The organism is Limibacterium fermenti (genome assembly GCF_041902845.1).
GTDB lineage: Bacteria > Bacteroidota > Bacteroidia > Bacteroidales > Dysgonomonadaceae > Limibacterium > Limibacterium fermenti.
In genome coordinates, this window is sequence record NZ_CP159486.1 from 1,566,831 (window position 1) to 1,593,169 (window position 26,339).

The window sequence follows — 26,339 nt, forward strand, 5'->3', positions numbered from 1 at the left end:
GATGGCTATGTATTCGGAAAAAAGAAATGTCTTACAACTGGTCGCGCTGCTCAAGGCGCATGGCGTAACCCATATCGTTTTGTGTCCCGGCTCGCGCAACGCGCCGCTTATCCACTCTTTTGCGACGGATAAAGCGTTCACTTGCTATCGAATTGTCGATGAACGCAGCGCCGGATTTTTTGCGTTGGGCGTCATACAGGCTGTACATCAGCCGGTGGCTGTATGCTGTACGTCCGGAACGGCTGCCCTGAATCTCGGGCCGGCCGTAGCCGAAGCTTATTATCAACAGTTGCCCTTGTTAGTGATTACGGCGGATCGCCCCGCCGCGTGGATCGGGCAAATGGACGGGCAAACGATTCCGCAAACCAATATGTTCAGGGAGATCACCCGCTATTCGGTCAACTTGCCTCAAATGCAAACGGAGGAAGAAGAATGGTACGGAAACCGGCTAATCAATGAAGCCATACTGGGCTTGGACAATCCGGTTAAAGGCCCTGCGCATATCAATATTCCTTTATCCGAACCGCTATTCGGATTCCATACACCCGCGCTTCCGCCGGTGCGTGTCATCCGGCAGTCGGCGCAGCGATATCTTATTGATTCTGAAGATCGATATGACGAACGATTCGCCGGTTATTCGAAGCGTATGATTATCGTGGGGCAACTGCCGCCGGATAACGGCTTAGCAGGACTGTTGGATGCGCTCCGCGAGAAATGGGGCGTCGTCGTGCTGGCGGAACAGGTATCCAATATTCCCGCGGCGGATACCGGTACGTTCGATGTGGCGCTTTATTCGGCGTCGGAAAAAGAAAAGGAGGAGTTGACACCCGAAGTGGTGGTCACGTTAGGCGGTCATATCGTTTCGAAGCGGCTGAAGCAGTTCATTCGTTCGGCGGATATCCGCGAGCACTGGCATATTTCGCCTTCCGGCGAGGTCACGGACACCTTTCAACGGGTTACCGACATTATCCGAAGCGATCCGGAAACATTCCTGAAGTATCTGGCGGAACGGTCGCCCGTTTCGGAGACAAAAGATTTTCAAGAACGATGGAGAAAAGCCTGCGCCGCTGTTGCGGAGCCGGATGTCGCCTTTTCCGATCTTTACGCCATCGGAGCCTGCCTGCGGAAGTTGCCCGAAAATGCGTCTCTGCAATTAGCCAACAGCAATAGTGTGCGCCTGGCGCAGTTGTTCGCTGTCCCGCCTTCGGCGCAGGTGTTCAGTAACCGCGGGACAAACGGAATAGAAGGGTCGCTCTCTACGGCGGTGGGATATGCCGCCGCATCGGGCCGGCTGACGTTCCTCGTGATCGGAGACCTGAGTTTCTTTTACGACCTCAACGGATTGTGGAACCCATATAAAAACAGGAACCTCCGCATATTGCTGAATAATAACGGCGGAGGGGAGATATTCCATATCCTTCCGGGACTGAATAAGTCGGAAGTGCTGAACGAATACATCTCGGCGACCCATGCAACGGAAGCAAAAGCGTGGGCGGAACAACAGGGATACCGTTATCTCTCCGCCCGCAACGCGGAAGAATTGCACCGCCATCTGCCTGCTTTCACGGAAGCATCCGGCAAGGAGCCGGTCTTGTTGGAAGTGTTTACTTCCATGGAAAAAAACGCAGAACAAATACGAGCTTATTATCATCAACAAAAAAAAAATAAATACAATCATGACAACAAGAGAATGGACCCCCATTAAGCCATACGAAGATATTCTCTTCGATTTTTATCACGGCATTGCGCGAATTACCATCAACCGCCCGCGATACCGCAACGCCTTCACTCCCGTCACCACCGCAGAAATGAGCGATGCCTTGCGTATTTGCCGCGAAGAAGCCGATATCAGTGTCGTCGTCCTCACCGGCGCAGGCGACAAGGCCTTTTGCTCGGGCGGCGACCAGAATGTGAAAGCGAAGGGCGGCTACATCGGTAAAGACGGTGTGCCGCGCCTGAACGTCCTGGACGTGCAGAAACAGATCCGCTCGATACCCAAACCGGTTATCGCCATGGTCAACGGCTATGCCATCGGAGGAGGACATGTGCTGCATGTGGTTTGCGACTTATCGATTGCGTCGGAGAATGCGATTTTCGGGCAAACCGGGCCGCGCGTGGGGAGCTTCGATGCCGGCTTCGGCTCGTCATACCTCGCCCGTATCGTAGGGCAGAAGAAAGCTCGTGAGATTTGGTTCCTCTGCCGGCAGTACAATGCGCAGGAAGCTCTCGAGATGGGGCTGGTGAATAAAGTGGTACCTTTCGACAAGTTGGAAGATGAAGTCGTAGAATGGGCAGAGACGATGATGCGGCACAGTCCGTTGGCGCTGCGCATGATCAAGGCCGGGCTGAACGCCGAACTGGACGGCCAGGCCGGTATACAGGAATTGGCGGGGGATGCCACGATGCTGTATTATTTAACCGACGAAGCGCAAGAGGGTAAGAATGCCTTTCTGGAAAAGCGTGAACCCGACTTCAAACAATTCCCCAAACTTCCGTAACGTTACAGATGTTTCACCTAAAAATCATTCCTTATACGCTTGTTTTCAAACGTCCGGCGGGCACATCGAGAGGCGTGTATACCGAACACCGGGTGTGGTATGTCGTTTTCCGGGATACGGAAGCCCCGTCGCATTATGGTGTGGGAGAATGCGCGCCGCTTCCCGACCTGAGTTGTGAGTATGATTCGCATTACGCCGAAACGCTGGCCGCTTTCTGCCGGCGAACGGAAGAACGGCAGGCGATCGATGCGGAAGCGCTTCGTGATTACCCGTCGATTCTTTTCGGGTTGGAGACGGCTATGCAGCACTACCGGCAGAATAGATTGCAATTATGGAATACTCCGTTCAGTCGCGGCGAAGAAGGCATACCCATCAACGGCCTCGTGTGGATGGAAGACTATGACGGCATGTTGAAGCAAATACAATCGCTGTTGGGAAGAGGTTTCCGTTGTATCAAACTGAAAATAGGAGCGATCGACTTCGAGCGGGAGCTCGATCTGTTGCGTTTCATCCGCAGTCGCTATACGGCGCAGGAGATGACGTTGCGCGTGGACGCCAATGGTAATTTCGATGACGGCGATGTGACGGATAAGCTTCATCAGCTTGCCGTATGGGGCGTCCATTCTATCGAACAACCCATTCGAGCCGGACAACACGGCAAGATGGCCGCACTATGCGCGTCGAGCCCCCTGCCGGTGGCATTGGATGAAGAACTGATCGGCATCAACCATCCAGCCGGAAAGAGGAAGCTACTGGAAACCATCCGTCCGCACTATATTGTCTTGAAACCTTCGTTGCACGGCGGAATAACGGGCTGTAGCGAATGGATACGCCTTGCCGAAGAGTTGAACATCGGGTGGTGGATAACTTCCGCACTGGAATCGAACATCGGGCTGAACAGTATTGCTCAATGGTGCGCCACGTTTCAGAACCCTTTGCCGCAGGGATTGGGTACGGGTTCGCTTTATACCAATAATATCCCGATGCCGTTGACCGTCCGGGCAGATCGGTTGTGGTTTTCTCCGCAAAAAGACATTTCTGACGGATTAATTTCTTTTTTAGATGAATAAAATACGTATTGAAGGAAACGTTTATACGCAAGAATATTTCGAGAGTGAGGAAGAAAACGGTTTCGCCGCCCGTTCGTCCTTTCACCGCCAACTATATGTGTTTTTGAAGGAGTGGTTTTCCGCGCCTTCCACGCTTCGTGTCCGCACTTCCGGTTCTACGGGTGCGCCGAAGGAACTGACCGTGCGCAAAGAGCAAATGCGGCAAAGCGCCAAGATGACCTGTGATTTCTTCGGGCTGAAAAAGAACGACAAGGCGTTGCTTTGCCTTCCGTCGGAATATATTGCCGGCAAAATGATGGTGGTGCGCGCTATTTATGCCGGGCTGGACCTCTATCCCGTAGCGCCGGACGGGCATCCGCTCGCACGGACGGACAAGCCGTTCGATTTTGCCGCGCTGGTTCCGCTGCAAGTATATAATTCCCTGCAATCCGCAGCCGAAAAACGACGGTTATCCCGCATCAAAAGCCTTATTATCGGAGGAGGGGCGATAGACGATGCGTTGGAAAAAGCGTTGGAAGATTTTCCGAATGCCGTTTATTCGACCTACGGGATGACCGAAACGCTTTCGCATATCGCCTTGCGCAGAATCAACGGAACGGACGCCGACCGGTATTACACGCCCTTGCCGGGCGTCGGGCTGGCCTTGTCGGAGGAGCAGACGTTAATCATAGACGCTCCTTTAGTCGCGGATGAAATACAGATAACAAACGATATTGCCGAGCTTCGCCCCGACGGCCGTTTCCGTATCATCGGAAGAAAAGACAATGTCATCAATTCGGGAGGTATCAAAATACAACTGGAAGAGGTCGAGCGGGTTTTGCGTCCTTATATAACGGGAACCTTTGCGGTGACGTGCATACCGCATCCGAAGTTGGGGGAGGCCGTGGTGTTGTTGTTGGAACCGTCTGCCGATGCCGTTAGGGTAGGGGAAACGGCGGCGAAAGTCCTTCCTCATTATTGGAAGCCTTTACACGTTTATACCGTCGCGGCTATTCCTCAAACGGGAAACGGTAAGACCGACCGGGCGGCGGCGAAACTTTTGGCGGAAAAGATATCAAAAGAAGGTATGGTTTTCAATTAACACTCTATTCTCTGCATAGACTTGCTGAATGTATACCATTTCTCTCCAAAAAAGCGATAGCCCTCTTCTTCGCTTCCACTCTAAACTCTTCTATCGTATACCGTTTGGTTTTCCCCGATTTTATATTTTCCAAACCTTGCTTTATGACGGCATCTAACTCGCCTTTACTCATCAATGTATCATCTTCTGTTATCGGGACGAACTTAAAACTCCCTATCTTTTTATTCAAAGATTTTTTTTCCGCCGTTTTAAGCATTGTTTTTCACTCCAAAAACTTTTAAAACCCCATTTAAGGGTTAAAAAAGTACTTTCCAAATGTTGGAAGCCCCATTTAAAGGTCGAAATAGTGCTTCCAACATTTGGAAAGTCCCATTTTAAGCTTATTCCGGTACTTCAAAAGTTTTTTAAGCTATAAAATATGCCTGTTTGGGTACTCAAACAATCATTTTAGCCCTATTTTAAGCTTAAAATGGCCCCGGCGCAGTTCGCCGAGGCAAAAAAGAACCTTACATTACCGGTGCCGCCCGAGTAGTACCTCCTCGATATCCTCGAGACGCAGGTTTTTCGTCTTGAGCAGGATGAGGAAATGGTATAACAAGTCGGCCGCTTCGTTTTTAAACAAGTCGAGATTGTCGTCTTTGGCTTCGATGACCAACTCCACGGCCTCTTCGCCCACCTTTTGCGCCACTTTGTTCACGCCGCGGCCGAAAAGGCGGCTTGTGTACGAGCCTTCGGGGTTTTCGGTGATACGTTGCTCGATGACCTTCTCCAATTCGTAGAGGAATCCTTTTGATGACTTGTCGCCGAAACAGGATGTGGCGCCCGTGTGGCATGTCGGTCCCTGCGGATACGCCAGCACGAGTATCGCGTCGTTGTCGCAATCGGTGAGGATGCGGTCGACCGTCAGGTAATTGCCCGATGTTTCGCCTTTTGTCCACAGGCGGTTTTTACTGCGGCTGAAAAAAGTCACTTTGCCTTCTTGTTCGGTTTTTGTGAGCGCTTCTTGGTTCATAAACCCCAGCATGAGCACTTGCAGCGTGTCGGCATGCTGTATAATGGCGGGTACCAGCCCGTCGGTCGATTTTGAAAAATCTACTTTCATCGTACTTCTATGTTTTGTTCTTTTAAAAATTGTTTCAATTGAGGGATGGAGACTTCTCCGAAATGGAAGATGCTGGCGGCCAGTCCCGCGGCGGCTTTCGTCTCGCGGAAGAGGCGGGCGAAATGTCCGGGTGCTCCGGCGCCTCCCGAGGCGATAACCGGAATATTGACGGCCGAGGCCACGGCATCGGTGATGTCGAGCGCGAAACCGCTCTTCACGCCGTCGTTGTTCATCGACGTAAGCAGGATTTCGCCCGCTCCGCGCCGTTCACCCTCCGCGGCCCACTCGACGGCGCGCAACGGGGTGGGGGTATGGCCCCCGTGGGTATAGACGATCCATTCGTCGCCCAAGCGCTTCGTGTCGATAGCCAACGCCACACATTGGCTGCCGAATTGCGCCGCGATTTCCGTAATGAGTTCGGGGCGTTGTACCGCCGACGAGTTGACGCTCACTTTATCGGCGCCGGCGAGGATGATGGCGCGGGCGTCGTCGACCGAGTGAATGCCGCCGCCCACCGTAAACGGGATGTTGATTTCTTTCGCAATGCGCGTGACGAGTTCCGTCAGCGTTTTGCGCTTCTCGATAGTGGCGGTGATGTCCAGAAAGACCAATTCGTCGGCGCCTTCCTGCACGTAACGTTTGGCGAGTTCCACCGGATCGCCGGCATCGCGGATATTGACAAAATTGATGCCTTTAACGGTACGCCCGTTTTGAATGTCGAGGCAGGGAATGATTCTTTTCTTAAGCATGAATATTGATGTGCTAATATGCTAATTTGCTAATTCGCTAATTTTAATTCTTCCTTCGTAGATCGCTTTGCCGATGATGGCGCCTTCGCAGCCGATGCGTTGCAGGGCATGCAGGTCGTCGATGGATGAAATGCCGCCGCTCGCGATAAGACGTACGCCGGTTTTGGCGATGATCTCTTCGTACAATTCCGTGGCGGGGCCTTGCAGCATGCCGTCTTTCGAAATGTCGGTGCAAATGACGTATTGCGCCCCTTTTTGTTCGTAATCGATGATGAAGTCGAGCACGTCGGTGTCGGAATGCTCCTGCCATCCGTGCGTGGCGATGCGTCGATGCATACAATCGGCACCCAGGATGATACGGTCGCTTCCATAGGCGGCAAGCCAGTCGAGAAACCGTTCGGGATGACGGGCGGCGATGCTTCCCGCCGTCACCTGATGCGCCCCGTTGTCGAAGGCGGCGCGTACATCGTCATCGGACTTGATGCCGCCGCCGAAATCGACCTGCAACGACGTCTTCGTGGCGATATCGCGCAGCACCTTGTGGTTGACGATATGGTCGGATTTGGCGCCGTCGAGGTCTACCACATGCACATACCGCAGGCCGTGGTCTTCAAACGCTTTCGCCACGTCGAGCGGGCTGGCGTTGTAAACCTTTTGCGTGCGGTAATCGCCTTTGGTCAGGCGCACGCACTTACCGTCGATAATATCGATAGCCGGAATCAGTCTCATGAGGGGATTGTTAAAAAGTTTTTCAATATTCGTTCGCCCACGCCGGCTGATTTTTCGGGATGAAACTGTACGGCGTAGAAATTATCCTTCTGCATGGCTGCGCTGAAGGGCAGGATGTAGTTGCAAATGGCTATCGTGTCGCGACAAATGCCGGCATAATAGCTGTGGACGAAATATACCGTGTCCGCAGCGCCGAAGCCGTCGAAAAGCGTGCCCCGCGTATTCGTCAGGTTGTCCCATCCGATGTGCGGCACGATATCTTCGGGCGGAAATTTGCGGACTTGTGCGTCGAAAATGCCGAGGCCGTCCGCATCGCCTTCTTCGGAATGGTTGCACAGCAGTTGCTGCCCGAGGCAGATGCCCAATACTGGTTGCTGCAATGAACGGATGACCGTGTCGAGGCCCTTTTCGCGGAGATGGCGCATGGCCGAATGCGCTTCGCCCACGCCCGGCAGGATGACTTTGTCGGCTTGCCGCAGTTGCTCGCGGTTGTCGGTGACGAGGCACGGATAGCCGAGGCGTTCCACGGCATTTCTGACCGAGGCGATGTTGCCGGCGTTGTATTGTATAATTGCTATCATTATAACACTCCTTTCGTACTTGGGATGCCTCCTCCTTCGCCCCTTTTCACCGCCATGCGGATGGCTTTGGCAAAGGCTTTGAAAATCGATTCGATCTTATGGTGTTCGTTATCGCCTTCGGCTTGTATGTTGAGGTTGCAGCGGGCGTTGTCGGTAAACGATTTGAAGAAATGCAGGAACATTTCGGTGGGCATATCGCCTATTTTCTCGCGCCGGAAATCGGCGTTCCATACCAGCCAGGGTCGTCCGCCGAAATCGATGGCCACCTGCGCCAGACAATCGTCCATCGGCAAGAGAAACCCATAGCGTTCAATCCCTTTTTTCGATGCGAGAGCCCGGTTGAACGCTTCACCCAGCGCAATGGCGGTATCTTCGATGGTATGGTGCTCATCGACCTGCAGGTCGCCTTTCACCTGCACCGTGAGGTCGACCGATCCGTGGCGCGCAATCTGTTCGAGCATGTGGTCGAAGAATCCGAGGCCCGTGGAAATACTGCTTTTGCCCGTTCCGTCGAGGTTGACGGAAACGAATATCGAGGTTTCCGACGTATGGCGTTCTACCGATGCTTGTCGCGGTTCCGCTTTCAGGAAACGATAAATCTCGCTCCAGTCGGGGGTGGATAACGCGGCTTCGGGATGACTCTCCTTATTTAGGTAAATCGCCCGGCAACCGATGTTTTCGGCCAGTAGTATATCTGTCGGACGGTCGCCGATGACAAACGACGCGGGCAGGTCGTAGCCTCCCTTCAGGTAGTGTGTTAACAGTCCCGTCCCCGGCTTGCGGGTGGGGAGGTTGTCTTCGGGAAACGAGCGGTCGATAAGGATTTCGCTGAACACGATTCCTTCGTTCTTCAATGCCCGGATGATTTTGTTCTGTACCGGCCAAAAGGTCTCTTCGGGAAACGACGCCGTGCCCAATCCATCCTGATTGCTTACCATCACCAGTTCATATTCCAGTTCGGCCGCGATGCGCGCCAGATTTTGGAACACGCCGGGGACAAACTCCAGCTTTTCGAGGCTGTCCACTTGATAATCTTCCGGCGGCTCTGTCACCAGCGTGCCGTCCCGGTCTATAAATAATACTTTTTTCATATCTTTTTAGTCTTTAGTCTCCAGTCTTTAGTCTTTAGTCTCCGGTCTCCAGTCTCCGGTCTCCAGTCTCCGGTCTTCAGTCTCCGGTCTTCGGTCTTCGGTCTCTTGTCTCCGGTCTTCGGTCTTCGGTCTTCGGTCTCTTGTCTCCAGTCTCTGGGCTCCGTCTAACGTTTGCAGTCAGCAATTCTTCCGGCTTCCGACTTCTTATTTCATCCGGTTGCCGTATCAAGGGCGAATCGGAATTCGCTCCTCCCAATACTAATCGGCACATCTCCTCATCCCCTCATTTGCTCATCTGCCCATCTGCCCATTTGCTAATATGCTAATATGCTCATCTGCCCATTTGCTAATATGCTCATCTGCCCATTTGCTAATATGCTCATTTGCTAATATGCTCATTTGCTCATTTGCTAATATGCTCATTTGCTCATTTGCTAATTAGCACATCATTTCGAGTTCTTTCAGCAACTTGTCGTTTTCTTCGGGCGACCCGACGGTGATGCGGATGCAGCCCGGCACTTGCGAATGGCGGTTGCGGACAATCACCTTCTTCTCCACCAGCCGGTCGTATACGCGATTGGCATCATCGACCTCCACCAACAGGAAATTAGCATCCGAAGGATATATTTTTTTCACGATGCCGATGCGCGGCAGTTCGTGCAACAGCCGTTCTTTCTGTTCGAGAATGACGGATAGCCGTTCCTCGAAGGCCTCCGGATGCGAAAGTGCGGCAAGGGCGGCCTCCTGATTGAGGCGGCTTACATTGTACGGCGGCTTCGTCTTGTCCATCAGCGCAATCAGCCGTTCCTGCGCAAAGGCAATGCCCACGCGCGCGCTTGCCAACGCCCAAGCCTTGCTGAAGGTCTGCATGACGATCAGGTTGGGATGCGTGGCCGTTCGGTTTTTCAGCGAGCGCCCCGGATAAAAGTCAATGTAGGCCTCGTCCGCCACCACGATACCCGGAAAGGCGCGGATGACTTCCTCCACGCCGTTCAGCCCGTTGCCCGTGGGGTTATTGGGCGAGCAGAGGAAGAGCAACTTCACCGACGGATCGGTTTGCGCCGTTTGCAGAATCGCGTCGGCGTTCAATTGAAACGATGCGGTAAGGGGAATGCGACGGATAGCTACATCGTTGATATTCGCCGCCACTTCATACATTCCGTAAGTGGGCGGACAGATAATCACGCTATCCTTACCCGGCTCGCAAAAGATGCGGTACACCAAGTCGATGATTTCGTCGCTGCCGTTGCCGATGAACAGTTGCCCGGCAGGCACCCCTTTCACTTCGCTTAAAGCTTGTTTCAACGCCTTTTGATGCGGATCGGGATAGCGGTTGTATTCGCCGAAAGGATTTTCGTTGGCATCGAGGAAGATGCCTTCCTCGCCCGTAAATTCGTCCCGGGCGCTCGAGTAGGGATGCAGCGCGAGGATGTTGGGGCGCACCGTTTTAGTCCATTCAAATGTTCGTTTCATTCTTTTTCGGTTTGATCGGTGGATGTTGCGGATAGGTATTTCCCGGCCACGTCGCCCAAGCGCAATGTCATGGCATTCTTGTGGGCGTAAAGCGTTTCGGTCTCCGCCATGATTTCTACGGCGGGGCCGATGGCCGATATTCCTTCTTCGTTGAGTTGTTGAAACGTGATCTTCTTGACGAAACTGTCGAGCGACACGCCGCTGTACACTTTTGCATTTCCGCCTGTGGGAAGCGTGTGGTTGGTGCCGCTTGCATAATCGCCGGCGCTCTCGCAACTGTAATTGCCAAGGAACACCGAGCCGGCGTTAGTTACTTCGCGGCTTCGTAAAACGGGATTTTCCACGGCGAGAATCAGGTGCTCCGGCGCATAACGGTTGCTGAAAGAAATGCACGTCGCGATATCGTTGAAAAAAATAGCCTTGCTGTTCTTCAATGCTTGTTCGGCGATCTCCTTGCGCGGCAGGTTGTCGAGTTGCAACGTCAACTCCTTGTTCACTTCTTTCAGGATCTTTTTGTTATTCGATAAAAAGATCACTTGACTGTCCGGCCCATGCTCGGCTTGCGAAAGCAGGTCGGCCGCCACGAACGAGGGACGGCAGGTTTCGTCGGCGATTACCAGCACTTCGCTCGGTCCCGCGGGCATATCGATGGCCGTTCCGTAATATTGGGCGGCGTGTTTGGCGGCCATTACATATTGATTGCCCGGGCCGAAGATCTTATCGACTTTCGGAATCGTTTCGGTTCCGAATGCCATGGCGGCGATGGCTTGAATGCCTCCCACGGCGAACAGTTGAGTTACTCCGGCGGTTTGTGCGGCATACAGAATGGCGGGATGAATGTTCCCGTCTTTATCGGGAGGCGTGCATAGCACAATCTCTTTGCATCCGGCTATCCGTGCGGGAACAGCGAGCATGAGGACGGTCGAAAAGAGCGGCGCCGATCCGCCCGGCACATAGATGCCGATCCGTTCTATGGGACGCGCCTCGCGCCAGCACATCACGCCCGGTGACGTTTCCGTCTTCGCTTCGGTGAGCTGCTGTGACAAGTGGAACTTCCCGATGTTCGCTTTGGCTAAGCCGATAGCTTGTTTCAACTGTTCGGAAAGACCGCTTGCGGCTGCCTGTATCGTTTCGTTATCGACAAGGAATGTGTCGTTGTCGAACCCGTCGAACTGGCGGGAATATTTTTTCACGGCTCGGTCGCCCTTCTTATGGATGTCGTAAAATATTTTATTGACGGTATCCATCAGTTTCGTTTGATTCGTTTTCGGGCGTCCGGTCAGTTTCGCCCATTTTTGTTCGCCCGGATTCGATATTATTTTCATATATGTCTAATGTCTAATGTCCAATGTCTAAAGTCTAAAGTCTAAAGTCTAATGTCTCCCTGTCTCCCAGTCTCTTTGTCCCTTTTTCCCTTTGTCTCCCTGTCTCCCAGTCTCCCTGTCTCTATCCTCCAACCACCAACCTCCATTTTTGCTCACTGAATCATCTTCTCAATTGGAATCACCAGAATGCCTTCGGCCCCCAGCAATTTCAATTCATCGATAATATCCCAAAAGTCATCATCATTAATCACCGAGTGCACACTGCTCCAGCCCTCATCGGCAAGAGGAATAATACTGGGCGATCGCATGCCCGGCAGCAACGATACGATTTTGGGAACCACCTCGTTGGGGGCATTCAACAACACATACTTCCGTCCCAATCCGTTTTTATACGCTTTGATACGGAACAATAACTTTTCCAACAGTTCTGTTTTTGCAGGGGAAAGATTCTTGTTGGAGATCAGCACCGCCTCACTCTTAATGATGGCTTCGACTTCCTTCAGTCCGTTCATGATAAGGGTGCTTCCCGTGCTGACGATATCGAAGATGCCGTCGGCCAAGCCGATGCCCGTTGCAATCTCCACGCTCCCGCCGATTTCCTCTATGCGTACGTCGATGCCTTTCACGGCAAAGAACTTCGAGAGGATTTTCGGATAGCTTGTCGCAATTCTTTTCCTATTGAAGTAATCCAATCCCGTGTATTCTTCTTCCTTGGGGATGGCCAGCGAAAGACGGCAATTGCCGAAGCCTAATTTTTCGATGGTTTCCACGTCCTTGTCTTTCTCCCACACTTCGTTTTCGCCCAATATGCCGATGTCGGCCACGCCTTGTTCCACATATTGGGGAATATCGTCATCGCGAAGAAACAGAATTTCCATCGGGAAGTTCTTCGCTTCCGTCTTCAGCTTGCGGTTACCGTTCGATATTTTAATTCCGCACTCTTCCATCAGTTCGAGCGACTTTTCACTGAGCCGCCCGCTCTTTTGAATGGCTAATTTAATTTTTTCCGTTGTTTGATTCATATTATTCCGTATCGCTTAGAGTGTATAAATAAAAAACCGCCTGACTTTCATCAGGCGGTTCATAAGACATTATTCGGTATTGCTACATGCATACATCTTTTTTCAGCTCACCTGATTGCAAGTCGGAAAATGATGATGATGATGGAACAAGTTTACGTTCATTTTTTATTTTTTAGATGCTGCAAAGATAATCGTTTTATTTTAAAACACACAAAAAAACGTTCTTTTTTATAGAATTAATTCCCAAAAACCTACATCGAGCCACTTGCCGAACTTGTATCCGGTTTGCGGGAACACGCCGTTCTTCCGGAATCCGAGCTTTTCGTGCAAGTGTACGCTGCCTACATTGGGCAACGTGATGCACCCGATGACGGCATGTATATCGGTACGTTTTAATTCCGAAATCAAATGCTCGTAAAGTTGTATTCCGATGCCTTTGCCCTCCTGTCCGTGGCGGAGGTAAACCGTCGACTCGGCGGTTAAGCGATAGGCGATACGTTCACGGAATTCAGAGGCATACGCATAACCGAGCAGCGCTCCGTTTTCTTCGTAAACGATCCACGGATAACGTTTCGTGACCTCGTCGATACGCCGAAGCATTTCTTCGCTCGAGATCTCTTCTTCTTCAAACGTAACGACCGTCTCCCGAATGTAATAGTTATAAATATCGCGAATTTGCGAGGCATCTTCCGCGCGCACCTTTCGTATCATACCTTCCGATCTCCAATCTCCAATCTCTAACCTCCAGCCTCCAACTTTTAAATCGTCACTTCGTTCACCAGTTCTTTTCCGTCGGCAAAATCCTGAATGTTCTGTAAGGTGGTCTTTGCAATGTTGTGCAGCGCTTCTTTGGTGAAAAAAGCCTGGTGCGATGTCACGATGACGTTATTCAGCGAAAGCAGTCGCGCGAGGATATCATCGTCGATGAGAATATTCGATCGGTCTTGGTAAAAATATTCGCTTTCCTCCTCATAGACATCTAATCCTGCCGATCCGATTTTCTTTTCCTTTAACCCGTCAATCAGATCATGAGTGGCGATCAACTTTCCGCGTCCGGTATTGATGATCATCACTCCTTCTTTCATCTTCGCGATAGAATCTTTATTGATAATATATTCGGTGTCGGGTGTCAGCGGGCAATGCAGGGAAATAATATCCGATTTGCGGAAGAGTTCATCGAGAGACGTATATTGAATGCCTGTTTCCTCGGCAAATTTTGCATCCGGATACAAATCGTATGCCAATACGTTGACATCCATCGAGCGAAGGATGCGGATTAATATCTTGGCAATCTTACCCGTCCCGATAATACCGGCTGTTTTTCCTTGCATATCGAAGCCCATAAGTCCATCCAACGCGAAATTACCTTCCCGCGTACGGTTGTAGGCTTTGTGTATCTTCCGGTTCAGGGTAAGCATCAAAGCCAATGTATATTCGGCTACCGCATGAGGCGAATAGGCCGGAACGCGCACGACTTTTATGCGGTCTTTGGCCGCCGAGAGGTCCACGTTGTTATAGCCCGCACATCGCAAAGCGAGAATTTTTACGCCATTGGCAACTAATTGGTCGATGACTTCCGCATCGGCCACCGCATTGACAAAAATACAGACGGCATCCACATCTTGCGTCAACGCCACATTGTGTTTATTTAAGAATCCTTTATAATAAAGGATCTCGAATCCGAAGGCTTCATTTACTTTATTAAAACTGGCCTCGTCATAGGGTTTCGTATCGAAGAAAGCTATTTTCATACTCATAATGGTTTTATTATTGTTAAATGCCGAACAACAAAATCATTGCTTTCAACTCGTAGAAAACAAAAACGATTTCTATGGCAGAAAGGACAAATGTTTATCGCCCGGAACGAATGTTAATTATTTAATTATATTGTAATGGAAGATGTCACTGACATGTAACATTTAATAAGCTTTTTGGTTCAATAAGCGAGCTATTTTCGTCGGTTTTACCGGCGGTGTCGATTTCCATAACATCGATATCCTTCCCCCCGGTTGACAAAAAAAAGCAATCAAATTAATCTTAATTATCCGGACAGGGTGATTTTTTTATGTACATTTGCATCCGATGAGAAAACTCTTGTACATAATTTGTCTGCTATGCATATATGTGGCGGCATCTTCCGCACAAGCACATATTATATTACCGGATTCGACGCAAATCACGTCCGATCCGGATTCGTTGGATATGCTGCCACCGGCTGTCCCTTCTCCTCAGGTGCCTAAACAGGCGTCGCCTCCTGATTCGATCAATCCCATCACGAGCATTTCGTCGTGGAGAATCGACCCGCGTACGGGCGATCATATTCCGGCCGTGATGGATACGCTGCTGTTTAATTTTCAACACCGTACGCTTCCCGACAGTTATTCGGTAGCAATGGGCTTCTTAGGGCCGTTGGGATCGCCTTCGATCTCTAAACTGTTTCTCGATCGCGAGGAAACGGATAACTTTGTCTTTAACAATGCCTATTCTCCTTATTTGGCGGATCCAACAAAACAAGTTTTTCTGAATACCCGTGTCCCGTACGCGCGGCTCAATTATCAGAGCGGCGGGGGAGATCAAACCAAAGAAGAGCGTTTTTTGGCGGAATTGTCGATGAACTTCGGGAAGAATTTGAATGTCGGGCTGGAAGGAGATATCATCAGCTCTAAAGGTTACTATAACTCGCAGGCGGTAAAGTCCAACAATTGGAAACTATATAGTAGCTATGTAACCGATCGCATCGAGTTGCATGCTTTTTTAAATAGCGGTTCGATTACGAATTTTGAAAACGGCGGTATTACGGACGATAATTTTATTCGCGAACCGGATTCGGTTGACCAGAGTTTTACGTCGCAAACCATTCCGGTGAAGTTTACTAAAACATGGAACAAAATTAAGAACAATCAAATATATGTGTCGGGAAGGTATAATTTGGGATATACGGTGCCGACAACCGATACGTTGCGTAGCAAAGAGTTTGTGCCTGTTGCCAGCGTGGTTTTTACGTCTCATTACAAACAGCAATACCGTCGGTTTTTATCGTATGACACGGCTGCGGTAGCCGTTAACGGGGTACCGATGCAGCGCATCGACACATTCTATAATAATCGTTTTTACAAGGGTGCGGTGGATGATAGCGTGCGCTTTTCTTCTTTTAAAAATACCGTCGCATTGAGTCTGCGCGAAGGATTCAGGGATTGGGTGAAGTTCGGATTAACGGCTTTTCTGGAGTATGATCTCCGTCAGTACTCGATGATCGACAGCACCAGTAGCGGGCGACGTTTTTCTCATCGTGAAAATGCCGTCACTATCGGAGGTGTTCTCAGCAAACAACAAGGAGAGAATTTCCTTTTTAATATTCGCGCCGATATGGGTGTGTTAGGCGCCAATCTCGGCGAGTTCATGGCGTCGGGTACCATCGAGACCGGTTTCGAGATAGCGGGTAAACGAACTACTCTGACGGCGGAAGCTTATTTGAAGAATTTACGGCCGAAATATTTACAGGAACATTATCATTCGAAGTATTATTGGTGGGATAAAGAATGGGGCGATACCCGCCGGGTATATGCGGGAGGAAAATTGTTCATCCCCTTTACCAATACCACTTTTCACTTAGGTGTTGAAAACATACAAAACTATATTTATTTCGATCGCGACCGGAATATTACTCAGGAAAACGGCAGTGTGCAAATCTTGTCGGCACGTGTGGATCAGAATCTGCATCTCGGGGTTTTTCATTGGGACAATCAGCTCGTATACCAAACGTCCAGTAATGAGGAGGTCATTCCGGTACCCTTGCTTAGTGTCTATTCAAATATGTATTTGAAGACTAAAATTGTGAACGAGCTGACTTTGCAATTCGGTGTGGATGCCCATTATCATACCAGTTATTATGCGCCGGGGTACGAGCCGGCTCTCTTGCAGTTTTATAATCAGCGCGAAAAGCAAGTCGGCAATTATCCCATTGCGACGATATATGCCAATATGCATTTAAAGCAGACTCGCTTTTTTGTGATGTATTACAATGCGGCTTCCACTATCTGGAAACCGAGGGAGTACTTTTCTTTGCCCGGGTATCCGGTCAATCCCTCGATCATTAAATTGGGCGTGTCGGTCAATCTTCATAATTAAATGGATGTAAAATTAAAATCGAAGTTCCCGTTTTCCAGCACTCTGTTTGTAATCGTATCCGTAGCGATGGTGTTAACCCTCGTTTTGTTTTGGTTTCAAAAGAAAACCAAAGCGCGTGATTATCGCGAAATCGTGAAAGAGGGTGTTTTACAGGTTGTGACGGATTATAATACCACCGGTTATTTTGTATCGGGCGATTCTATTTCGGGTTTTCAGTATGAGTTATTACAAGCCATGGCGGCAGAGTGGGGAATAGAAGTCTCGATTGATCTCGAAAACAGTTTGGATGATAATCTGGAAGGCTTGGACCGGCACCGGTATGATATGGTCGCCCGGAATGTTCCCTTAACGACAACTCTTAAACACCAATATGCGTTTACGCATCCCCTTATTCTTAATAAGCAGGTGTTAATCCAGCGTAAGCCGGAGTACAACGACAGTCTTCCATTGGTAAGGCAACATCTCGATTTGGCGAAGAAAACCATTTATGTGCCTAAATCGTCTCCGGCCATTTTACGCTTGGATAATCTTTCGCATGAGATCGGAGATACGATTTATGTGAAGGAAGATGACATGTATGGACAAGAACAATTGGTGATGATGGTAGCTGCCGGACAAATTGATTTTACAGTTTGTGACGAAAAATCGGCCGACGAACTGGCGCGGTCTTTTCCGGAAATCGATGTAGAAACCGATATCGGGTTTACTCATTTGGAATCGTGGATTGTTCGGAAAGATGCGCCCGTTTTGCTCGACAGTTTAAATGCATGGCTTTCCCGCTTTCGGAAGACCGAAGAGTTTGAGCGAATCTATCAGCGGTATTACGAATCATGATTATTCCCCCCCTCATAGTTCATAGCTCATAGTTCATAGCTCATACTTCATACTTCATAGCTCATAGTTCATAGCTCATACTTCATACTTCATAGCTCATTTCACCCACATCAGATCGCTCATAATCCCATCCGAAATGAAGATCCCTTCACGAGTCAGCATTAGCGTGTTTTGATCGATTGAGAGCAAATGCCCGGTCAGATATTTTTCTGCGTTCTCAAGGCAATAACGATATAACTCTTCGCCGAATAGTTTTCGTAGATTCGATAAATCCACCCCCCATTGAGTTCGTAAGCCGGTCAGGATATATTCGTTATAGCGGGTCGTGATGTCGAGTATTTCTATTTCTGACGATAATTGGCTCTTCTTCATCTCTTCGATGTAACGTGACAGGGAATACACATTCCATTTGCGGCTTTTCCCGTCAAAAGAATGGGCGGCCGGCCCCAATCCGACGTATTTTTCGCCTTGCCAATAAGACGTATTATGACGGGAGTAGCGTTGATTCCTGGCAAAATTGGCTATTTCGTAATGCTCGAAACCGGCAGAGGTAAGCATGTCGATCAGCATCGAAAACATATCGGTACTCAACTCGTCGGAAACAGGACGTATTTTGCCCTTTTTAAGCAAAACCGTAAGCGGAGTCTTGTCTTCATAAATAAGATGATAGGCAGAAATATGTTGAATATTCAGAGACAGGGCTTGTAAAAGGTTTTGTTGCCAAATGTCGAGTGTTTGCCCGGGTAAACCATACATCAAGTCAATGCTGATGTTATCGAACGCGCCGATATCCTGACACTTTTTTACGGTTTCGATGGCTTGTTGAGCCGTATGACGCCGGCTTAAGAAGGCCAGTTCCGTGTCATGGAAACTTTGAATGCCGATGCTGATGCGATTGAAAGGCAAAAGCCGGAGATCTTCTATGTATTTCAAAGAAAGATCATCCGGATTCGCTTCGAGCGTTATCTCTGCCTTTTCAGTGATTGGAAAGGTCTTGAAGAGGGCCTCAATAATCTGTTCCAACTGTTCTCGACTCAATCGAGAAGGCGTACCTCCTCCGAAGTAGATCGTTTTGACCGGCTCATCGACTTCGTCTTTTCGTAAAAGGATTTCTTGGCAAAGGGCGGCGACAAAAGCATCCTTCGCCCTTTCGTCCGTACCCGTAAAGAAGTCGCAGTAAAGGCAACGGGTTTTGCAGAAAGGAATGTGTAAATAAATGCCGGCCAATATGCTTATTCTTTTTCCGTCAGTTGTTTGTATGCCTTTAAATAACGATGCAGGCGTTCGACGTCCTGCGCCGTCAGTTCGTTCAGGCGGCGAATATCCATATTATCGGACAAGTCATTGAGTTTTACCCGTACGGCAACCGGATTTTTCTCAACCCGAAGAATGTATTCCTCATACGATTCATTATCCCGTCGCGTCATCGCATCCACTGCATCGACAATATCCGGTGAAAAACCCTCCGCCGACAAGTCCTTCAGTGTCCACTCCGTATCTTCTACCACATCGTGCAAAATGCCTACAATCTTTTCCTGAAGAGTGCGCCCGGCATTCATCACTCTGAAAGGATGGTCTATATACGGACGGCCATTGTGGGAATCCAACTGATTTTCATGCGCCTTAATAGCGATACGGATAGCTTTACTCAGTTGTTGTTGCAAGTTGATCATCTTGCTTCGTTGATTAATTGTCTAACGAGAACAGGCTCGTCCGTAGTGATATAATCCAACTTCAGGTTGATCATCTGACGAATGTCTTCCGCTTTATTAACCGTCCATGCATTTACTTTCATTCCATAGTCATGAGAGGATGCTACCCATTGTGGGTTTTTAGACAAGACATTGTAATGGTAATCGATGCCGGCGGCGCCTATTTCGTGAAGAGCGTCCGGAGTTAAGTCACCATTGAGATAATACACTTTGGCTTGAGGATCGACCCGTCGCACTTGATTCACGAAGTTGATGCCGAAAGCAATGTATTCCACTCTGTCTTGCAGTCCTTTTTCGCGAACCATGGCGATAGCCTTTTCGGTCAGTTCATCTTCCTGCGCTTTCGTACGATGGGATTTGAATTCGATAATCAGCTTGACGTTTTTGCATTTTTCGAAAGCCTCCAGATATTCTTCCAGCGTGGGCAACGGTTCTCCGTTGGCCAGTTTGACTGATCGGAGCGTAGCTGCCGGCGTGTCCTGTACGATGATCTTTTTTCCGTTTAACTCCACGTCCGCATCATGGTTTACTACGGGGATGCCGTCGGACGAGAGCCAGATATCCATTTCCGATCCGTAAATATCCAGCGAGTCGGCCTTCATTAATGCCGTAATGGAGTTCTGGGCCGAACCGTCGGTTTTCCAATATCCGCGATGAGCTATAATCTGTGTCTGAGAGGTTGCCTGAAAAGCAATAAAAAGCAATAAGAGGCAAGTAAAGGATGTTTTTTTATTCATTTTTACTTCGTATTTTTTTTATTACGGCAAATATACACCATAAAACCGGCAAATGTGTTACATTTTTGTGAAATTTATCAATAATCGATGGCTGTTACCGATTGTGATCTAAAAAAAATATTGTACTATTTTTTGTTTAGTTTGATCAAACTTCCTATCTTTACATCAAAATCGTAATACAATATAATTATTATATCAGAAATGGGTAATAATAATGTAAAAACTTCCATCTTTCGCTCTTTTTTAGGAGTTTTGTTAACTCTTGTTAATAACGGGGGGGGGGGGGGTATTTTACATTAATTAATAATAGCTTCCGTTCCCTTCCTATCCTTTGTTTTTTTATACCTGCGATAAGCCGCCGTATAACCGCTCGGCTTTGTTGTATATCTTCACATATATCTATATTCGTAAATCCCCATGATGTGCTATTTCCGGTTTCGCTTCCGCGACTCTCGGTAGGAAGCCGTCTTTAAAGAGACGGCGAGCAGCGTTGTGATACTTCCCTTAAGGGCTGTATTTATGACGAAATATGAAAAACAGTTCTACTCTGTTTATATATCTATTTTTATTTATTCAAAGTATTAATTTAAACAATCATGAAAGTATGAAAAGAAAATTTTTTAACTTGATGAAAGGTTTATTATTCGCAGTTGTGTGGATAATTTCCTTGGGAATGGTTGCGCAAACATCCATTCAGGGAACGGTTACCGACGCCGGAGGTACTCCGATGATCGGGGTAAACGTAATCGAAAAAGGGACGACAAACGGTATTATGACCGATGTCGACGGCAAATTTGCTTTAAGAGTGGCTTCTCCTGCTTCTACGGTAGTATTTTCGTATGTTGGTTTTATGACTCAGGAAATCGTTGTCGGAGATAAAAGACAATTTTCCATCGTGATGGACGAAGATACGGAAAGTCTTCAGGAAATTGTAGTGGTCGGATACGGTACGCAGGCAAAGAAAGACATTACCGGTTCGGTGGCGGTGGTCGATACTAAAGAATTGCTGGCTTCCACCGGTTCTTCGGCCACACAGCAGTTGCAGGGAAAAACCCCCGGAGTATATATCGGGCAAACCGGATCACCCGGCTCGGCAACCATGGTGCGTATCCGCGGTATCAATACGGTGAATGATAACGGGCCTCTGTATGTGATTGACGGCGTATCTACCCGTAACCAAAACCTGAGCAGCCTCAATCCCAACGACATTGAAAGCATGCAGGTGTTAAAAGATGCTTCTTCGGCTGCTATTTATGGTGCACAGGCTGCAAACGGTGTCATCCTTATCACCACAAAGAGAGGTACGGCTTCGGGGCAGCCCAAGATCAATTACGACGCCTATTACGGTGTTCAAAAGACCACGAGCAGATACGATATGCTCAATTCGGCAGACCGTTTGGCTCTCGAGTGGGAATCGCTAACCAACGCATTGGTGCTTCGCGATGCGAAATTCGATACAGATGGGAAAGAAGTATTTCCCTATCATCCCCAATTTGGAAATCAAAAAGATCCGATAATACCTAATTATCTGACGATCAAAGGTGCCGGAGGAAATCAAAACCTCGACATAAAGGATTATTCTTATCCTGATAATCAGATGGTCCCGTATTCAGATACCGATTGGTGGGACGAAATAGACCGCACGGCACCGATACAAAACCATCAACTAACCCTTTCGGGTGGCGGTGCAAAAGGAAAATATCTGATGGGGCTGAACTATTTCGACCAGAAAGGTACTGTCGTATATACTTACTATACTCGTTACCAAACCCGCTTGAATACCTCGTTCGATGTGCGTCCTTGGTTGCGCGTAGGTGAGAACTTGCAGTACACTTACACAAAGGACTTGGGTTTGAACGTGACGGCTACCGAGTCAACACCTTATTCGTGGACGTACCGAGCCTCGCCATGGGTGCCGGTGAAAGACCCGATGGGCAACTGGGCCGGATCAAAATTCAGCGGCACGGGTAACTGGCAGAACGTGGTAGCCCAACAGGAACGCAATAAGGACAATTACTGGAGCAATTCCCGTATTTTCGGCAATGTATGGGGCGAAGCGGATATTCTTAAAGAACTGATGTTCCGCACCAGTTTCGGGTTGGATTATACCAATGCTTATAGTTACTATATAAGTAAAAAGAACCTCGAGTTTGCAGAAAGCCCCGGCACAAACCATTTTCAGGAAGCTGCGTCGTTTAACTTCCGGTGGGTTTGGACCAATACGCTTACCTATAATAAGGTGTTTGGCGACGTCCATTCGTTGAATGTGGTTGCAGGTACCGAAGCCATCCGCGACGGACTGGGAAGAGGCATGGAAGCGCGGCGATATCATTATTTGTATGAAGACAATACCAACACTTGGATATTGCCTATGGGAGCCAACGATACTCAACGTACCAACAATTCATGGTATAACGGCGAGTTTGCCTTGTTCGGCGTTTTCACACGCGTTGATTATTCTTTTGCCGATAAATATTTGATCACCGGAATTGTCCGCCGCGACGGCGTATCGCGTTTTGCGAAAAAGAACCGTTACGGTACTTTCCCATCCATGTCGGTAGGTTGGCGAATATCGGAAGAAGGATTTATGCAGAACACCAAACATTGGTTGGATGACCTGAAGCTGCGCGTGGGATACGGGCTTACCGGAAACGCGGAAATACCCCGGGCCACGAACTTTGCCATGCTTTTCAGTACCGAGGCCGACAGAACCAATTATGACTTGAGCGGTTCCAACACAGGTTCAGACCTGGGATATAAGCTGGCTACCTACGGAAACGAAGACACGCGGTGGGAAGCTCTTAAAATGACAAACATAGGTGTGGACGCCACTTTCGGCAAAGGGCGTTTTTCCACCACGCTGGAATTCTATAACAAACTCACAACCGACATGCTTATTGAGGCGGCATATTCGGCCCTGGCCAATGAAGAAATAGGCCGGCCATACATCAATTACGGAGATATGCGCAACAGCGGCGTCGATTTCAGTTTCAATTACCGCGATAAGGCAGGCGATTGGGCATGGGATGTGGGACTGAATCTTTCTGCGTATAAAAATAAAGTGCTCAAGCTTTCCGATGCCGACGATTTCGCTTTATGGGGTCGCGGCGACCGGTTCGATATTGGTGAAACCCGCACCATTAAGGGAGGCGCTATCTCTGAGTTCTTCGGATTGAATATATTGGGCTTCTATGAAAACGAAAAAGATGTACTGGAATCGCCGATACCGTATGGCGCCGCAGAAGCTCCTATCGCTACAACCGCCAAACAATGGGTCGGAAAATACAAATTTGAGGATGTAAGCGGTCCGGAAGGAAAGCCCGACGGCAAGATAACGATGGACGACCGGAAAGTCATCGGCAGCCCCCATCCCGACCTCATGGCAGGGTTAACCGGCACATTGACCTACAAAAACTGGGATCTTACCATGTTCTGGTATTCCACCATCGGAAACGAGCTGTTGAACAATACGAAGTATTTCACCGATTTTCAGTTGTTCAGTGGTAACCGTTCCACACGGATGCGCGACTTGTCGTGGAAACTGAACGGCGACAACTCCAAAGCCGAACTGCCTATCTTGGATTCGAAAGACGGACAGAGCGGCGTTGTCCTAAACTCTTATTATATTGAAGACGGTTCATTCTTGAAACTGAAAAACCTGGTCATCGGGTACACGCTGCCTAAAAAGTTAGTGCAAAAAGCCACTATCTCCAATCTCCGGGTTTATATACAGGCTGAAAACTTGCTGACACTGACTAAATACACCGGTCTGGATCCGGAGATCACCAACAGGGACACCGGAGCCGGAAACCGTTCAGACCTGAGCCGGGGTATTGACGGCGGTGGATGGCCCACCACTATGAGGCTGCTCTTTGGGGTGAATTTTGAATTTTAAACCGATTAAAAATAAAACAATATGACACGTAAAAACATATTATTCTTATTGATGGCTTTATCGGCCATGCTGCTTTATTCCTGCGGGGAAGACTTCCTTTATAAAGCTCCCCAGGGCAGTATCGACCAAGCTGCATTGATGAACGAACAAGGTATCGATCTTTTGACGGTAAATGCCTATGCCAACCTCACCGAGAACGGGTGGGGCGCTTCGCCGTTTAACTGGACATTCGGCGGTATGTACGGAGGCGACGCGAATAAAGGTTCCGACGCCAACGACCAGTCCATTCTCAACGAAATGGAACAATACAACGTATCAACCACCAACGGCTATATTAACGACAAATGGGCGTGGATTTACAGAGGCGCCAAAAGGATAAATATTGCGCTGCAAACAATGGCTCAGGTAGAAGGCTTGCCGGAAGCGTTCCAGAAAACACGTAACGGCGAATTGCATTTCCTGCGTGCCATGGCTTATTTTGAAGGCCTCAAAGTGTTCGGTCCTTATATTCCGTGGATAGACGAAACCATTACCGATAATGACCCCAAAGTGCATAACGACATAGATATTTATCCGAAAGTGCTGGAAGATATCGATATTGCCATACGCGACTTGCCCGAGAAGCAAAGCCAGCCCGGCCGCGCCAATGTGTGGGCAGCCAAAGCTCTGAAAGCAAAGATACTGATGCACAAGGGCGACTTGGCAGCAGCCAAACCCATTCTAAAGGACGTGATAGACAACGGGCAAACATCCAACGGGCAAAAATACGGACTTGAAGATGATCTGACGGCCAACTTCGACAGTTATCGCGAAAATGGAAAAGAATCGATTTTTGCCGTACAGTTTTCCCTTGAAGACGATAATGCCAATTCCGGCATGTCGTTATGCTATCCTTACGGCGGAGTAGGTGCGCCCGGCGGATGCTGCGGGTTTTACCAGCCCTCCAACGAACTCGCCAATTCTTTTAAAGTGGACGCCAACGGGTTGCCGTTACTGGATAATTCCTACAGGAACGCACCTTTTGTGGACACCAGATATGTCCCCGGTAAAGATGAAAAGGATTATCCGCATTCCATAAACAATAACGATGTGGCTGTTGACCCGCGCATCGATTTTGCGATCGGGCGCTACGGCATTCCGTATAAAGACTGGGGAGTACCCAGAACGAACTGGGTGCGCGATATTAATAACGGAGGGTTTTACCTGCCTAAAAAACATGTATATACCAAGAAAGAGCTGGATGCAGGCTTGGGCAGCTATGGAATTCATGACGGATGGGCGCCCGGCTCAGCCATCAACCTGCAATACCTGAGTTTGCGCGATATTATCCTGCAATATGCCGAATGCCTGGCAAACGATAACGACCTGTCGGGTGCGATGGAGCTGGTCAATCAAATCCGCACTCGCGCCGCGCTTCCTGTAAACACGATCAAGTCGGACGGAAAACCGGCCGCTAACTATAAGATTGCCAACTATCCGACCACGCATGCCGCTTTTACCAATAAAGAAGAGTGCATAAAAGCTGTCAGGATGGAACGGAAACTGGAATTGGCGATGGAAGGGCACCGCTGGTTTGATTTGGTCCGCTGGGGAGGAGAGTATATGGCAAAAACGCTTTCCGATTATGTGGATTTTGAAAAAGGACATATCTCAAAATTCGCCACATTTAATAAACTATCGGCAAACAAAACGATGTTTCCATTGCCGCAAACGCAGATACAGACGATGGGGAATGACGAGAACGGCAACCCCTATTTGGTACAACCCGATGCCTGGAGATAACTTTAAAAAGGGAGACTTCGTGTCTCCCCTTTTTTATACAACAGCAATGCTATCTAAAATAAATATATTTTTCACGTTGTTCTTCATCGTCAGTTGTGTCGGATGCACACACTCGCCGGAGACAAGCGAATTCACGTATGTGTATAGCATGGAAAGCGTGAATAATTTTAAAGTGGAAATGCAACTGAATCCCGATTCTACGTATAAAATCGGGCGGTATGATTATTTTTTCGACAAATATGAGGGGAAATCAAAGCCTGCTTACAAAGAGGGAACATTGAAGGCGGATGAGTTTGATGCCTTCCGCAGTCTTATTCAAAAGAGTGAGCTGGCACGGATGAAAGATGCCTATGGGTTTGAGGAAGGACGTAATTCCGATAATGCGGTTATTTATATGATACAACTGACGCAAGGAGGAAAGACTAAATTTATTACTGTTAAAGCAGGAAGTACGGAGTTTCCGGAGGCATTCAATCGTTTGGTGAAATTTTCAGGAAATTTTATGAATGAAAAGCTGATGGAGTAGCTCC

Annotated in this window: 24 protein-coding genes; 9 read left to right on the forward strand and 15 right to left on the reverse strand. The window is 48.8% G+C overall.

Going from position 1 to position 26,339, the window contains the following annotated elements; translation table 11 throughout:
* Nucleotides 1-7 precede the first annotated feature (7 nt).
* Genes menD through ABNK31_RS07040 form a run of 4 tightly spaced genes read left to right on the forward strand, consistent with a single transcriptional unit; the run spans nt 8 to nt 4,649 of the window.
* The gene (gene menD / locus ABNK31_RS07025) at nt 8-1,705 is read left to right on the forward strand and encodes a 2-succinyl-5-enolpyruvyl-6-hydroxy-3-cyclohexene-1-carboxylic-acid synthase (RefSeq protein WP_418895371.1); all 1,698 of its coding nucleotides are present in this window, start codon (nt 8-10) and stop codon (nt 1,703-1,705) included.
* Complete coding sequence (gene menB / locus ABNK31_RS07030; protein WP_418895372.1) at nt 1,674-2,498, forward strand: 1,4-dihydroxy-2-naphthoyl-CoA synthase; 825 nt, start codon at nt 1,674-1,676, stop codon at nt 2,496-2,498. Before menD ends, menB begins: the two co-directional genes overlap by 32 nt.
* 8 nt (nt 2,499-2,506) lie before the next feature.
* Nucleotides 2,507-3,568 carry an o-succinylbenzoate synthase gene (locus tag ABNK31_RS07035; protein ID WP_418894963.1) on the forward strand — a complete coding sequence of 354 codons (1,062 nt, stop codon included), beginning with the start codon at nt 2,507-2,509 and terminating at the stop codon, nt 3,566-3,568.
* Nucleotides 3,561-4,649: an AMP-binding protein gene (locus ABNK31_RS07040; protein WP_418894964.1), complete on the forward strand. Its 1,089-nt coding sequence runs from the start codon at nt 3,561-3,563 to the stop codon at nt 4,647-4,649. The genes ABNK31_RS07035 and ABNK31_RS07040 overlap by 8 nt, the downstream gene beginning before the upstream one ends.
* Before the next feature lie 4 nt (nt 4,650-4,653).
* Here the strand turns inward: ABNK31_RS07040 and ABNK31_RS07045 are convergent, their stop codons facing one another.
* The 12 genes from ABNK31_RS07045 to ABNK31_RS07100 form a co-directional block, all read right to left on the reverse strand.
* Nucleotides 4,654-4,905, reverse strand: coding sequence for a hypothetical protein (locus ABNK31_RS07045; protein ID WP_418894965.1), 252 nt, complete (start codon nt 4,903-4,905; stop codon nt 4,654-4,656).
* 255 nt (nt 4,906-5,160) lie between these two features.
* Entirely contained in the window at nt 5,161-5,751 is a 591-nt protein-coding gene (hisIE, locus tag ABNK31_RS07050) for a bifunctional phosphoribosyl-AMP cyclohydrolase/phosphoribosyl-ATP diphosphatase HisIE (protein WP_418894966.1), read from the reverse strand.
* Nucleotides 5,748-6,500: an imidazole glycerol phosphate synthase subunit HisF gene (gene hisF / locus ABNK31_RS07055; RefSeq protein WP_418894967.1), complete on the reverse strand. Its 753-nt coding sequence runs from the start codon at nt 6,498-6,500 to the stop codon at nt 5,748-5,750. The genes hisIE and hisF overlap by 4 nt, the downstream gene beginning before the upstream one ends.
* A 21-nt stretch (nt 6,501-6,521) precedes the next feature.
* Entirely contained in the window at nt 6,522-7,229 is a 708-nt protein-coding gene (hisA, locus tag ABNK31_RS07060; protein ID WP_418894968.1) for a 1-(5-phosphoribosyl)-5-[(5-phosphoribosylamino)methylideneamino]imidazole-4-carboxamide isomerase, read from the reverse strand.
* The gene (gene hisH / locus ABNK31_RS07065) at nt 7,226-7,813 is read right to left on the reverse strand and encodes an imidazole glycerol phosphate synthase subunit HisH (RefSeq protein WP_418895373.1); all 588 of its coding nucleotides are present in this window, start codon (nt 7,811-7,813) and stop codon (nt 7,226-7,228) included. The genes hisA and hisH overlap by 4 nt, the downstream gene beginning before the upstream one ends.
* Nucleotides 7,810-8,901, reverse strand: coding sequence for a bifunctional histidinol-phosphatase/imidazoleglycerol-phosphate dehydratase HisB (gene hisB, locus ABNK31_RS07070; RefSeq protein ID WP_418894969.1), 1,092 nt, complete (start codon nt 8,899-8,901; stop codon nt 7,810-7,812). The genes hisH and hisB overlap by 4 nt, the downstream gene beginning before the upstream one ends.
* A gap of 291 nt (nt 8,902-9,192) precedes the next feature.
* Nucleotides 9,193-9,324 (reverse strand): hypothetical protein, encoded by a 132-nt coding sequence (locus tag ABNK31_RS07075; RefSeq protein WP_418894970.1) that lies wholly within the window; start codon nt 9,322-9,324, stop codon nt 9,193-9,195.
* Nucleotides 9,325-9,339: 15 nt separating this feature from the next.
* The gene (gene hisC, locus ABNK31_RS07080) at nt 9,340-10,374 is read right to left on the reverse strand and encodes a histidinol-phosphate transaminase (protein ID WP_418894971.1); all 1,035 of its coding nucleotides are present in this window, start codon (nt 10,372-10,374) and stop codon (nt 9,340-9,342) included.
* Nucleotides 10,371-11,699, reverse strand: coding sequence for a histidinol dehydrogenase (gene hisD, locus ABNK31_RS07085; RefSeq protein ID WP_418894972.1), 1,329 nt, complete (start codon nt 11,697-11,699; stop codon nt 10,371-10,373). The genes hisC and hisD overlap by 4 nt, the downstream gene beginning before the upstream one ends.
* A gap of 152 nt (nt 11,700-11,851) precedes the next feature.
* Complete coding sequence (gene hisG, locus ABNK31_RS07090; RefSeq protein ID WP_418894973.1) at nt 11,852-12,721, reverse strand: ATP phosphoribosyltransferase; 870 nt, start codon at nt 12,719-12,721, stop codon at nt 11,852-11,854.
* A 228-nt stretch (nt 12,722-12,949) separates the two neighbouring features.
* Nucleotides 12,950-13,432 carry an N-acetyltransferase family protein gene (locus tag ABNK31_RS07095; protein WP_418894974.1) on the reverse strand — a complete coding sequence of 161 codons (483 nt, stop codon included), beginning with the start codon at nt 13,430-13,432 and terminating at the stop codon, nt 12,950-12,952.
* 47 nt (nt 13,433-13,479) lie between these two features.
* Nucleotides 13,480-14,478 carry a 2-hydroxyacid dehydrogenase gene (locus ABNK31_RS07100; protein WP_418894975.1) on the reverse strand — a complete coding sequence of 333 codons (999 nt, stop codon included), beginning with the start codon at nt 14,476-14,478 and terminating at the stop codon, nt 13,480-13,482.
* Between the two features lie 337 nt (nt 14,479-14,815).
* On the opposite strand from ABNK31_RS07100, the gene ABNK31_RS07105 reads away from it, so the two are divergent.
* Nucleotides 14,816-16,849 carry a putative porin gene (locus ABNK31_RS07105; protein ID WP_418894976.1) on the forward strand — a complete coding sequence of 678 codons (2,034 nt, stop codon included), beginning with the start codon at nt 14,816-14,818 and terminating at the stop codon, nt 16,847-16,849.
* Nucleotides 16,850-17,683: a transporter substrate-binding domain-containing protein gene (locus ABNK31_RS07110; protein ID WP_418894977.1), complete on the forward strand. Its 834-nt coding sequence runs from the start codon at nt 16,850-16,852 to the stop codon at nt 17,681-17,683.
* A 96-nt stretch (nt 17,684-17,779) separates the two neighbouring features.
* Here the strand turns inward: ABNK31_RS07110 and hemW are convergent, their stop codons facing one another.
* The 3 genes from hemW to ABNK31_RS07125 are packed head-to-tail and all read right to left on the reverse strand — an operon-like array spanning nt 17,780 to nt 20,132.
* Entirely contained in the window at nt 17,780-18,910 is a 1,131-nt protein-coding gene (gene hemW / locus ABNK31_RS07115) for a radical SAM family heme chaperone HemW (RefSeq protein WP_418894978.1), read from the reverse strand.
* A gap of 5 nt (nt 18,911-18,915) precedes the next feature.
* Nucleotides 18,916-19,356 (reverse strand): hypothetical protein, encoded by a 441-nt coding sequence (locus ABNK31_RS07120; RefSeq protein ID WP_418894979.1) that lies wholly within the window; start codon nt 19,354-19,356, stop codon nt 18,916-18,918.
* A complete protein-coding gene (locus ABNK31_RS07125; protein WP_418894980.1) occupies nt 19,353-20,132 on the reverse strand; it encodes a glycerophosphodiester phosphodiesterase family protein in 780 nt (259 codons plus the stop codon). Before ABNK31_RS07125 ends, ABNK31_RS07120 begins: the two co-directional genes overlap by 4 nt.
* Before the next feature lie 673 nt (nt 20,133-20,805).
* Between ABNK31_RS07125 and ABNK31_RS07130 the strand changes: the two genes are divergently transcribed.
* Genes ABNK31_RS07130 through ABNK31_RS07140 form a run of 3 tightly spaced genes read left to right on the forward strand, consistent with a single transcriptional unit; the run spans nt 20,806 to nt 26,335 of the window.
* On the forward strand, nt 20,806-24,027 hold the full coding sequence (locus ABNK31_RS07130; RefSeq protein WP_418895374.1) for a SusC/RagA family TonB-linked outer membrane protein: 3,222 nt from the start codon (nt 20,806-20,808) through the stop codon (nt 24,025-24,027).
* 21 nt (nt 24,028-24,048) lie between these two features.
* Nucleotides 24,049-25,809, forward strand: a complete 1,761-nt coding sequence (locus tag ABNK31_RS07135) for a RagB/SusD family nutrient uptake outer membrane protein (protein WP_418894981.1) — start codon at nt 24,049-24,051, stop codon at nt 25,807-25,809.
* Between the two features lie 46 nt (nt 25,810-25,855).
* Nucleotides 25,856-26,335 (forward strand): hypothetical protein, encoded by a 480-nt coding sequence (locus ABNK31_RS07140; protein WP_418894982.1) that lies wholly within the window; start codon nt 25,856-25,858, stop codon nt 26,333-26,335.
* Nucleotides 26,336-26,339: the final 4 nt, after the last annotated feature.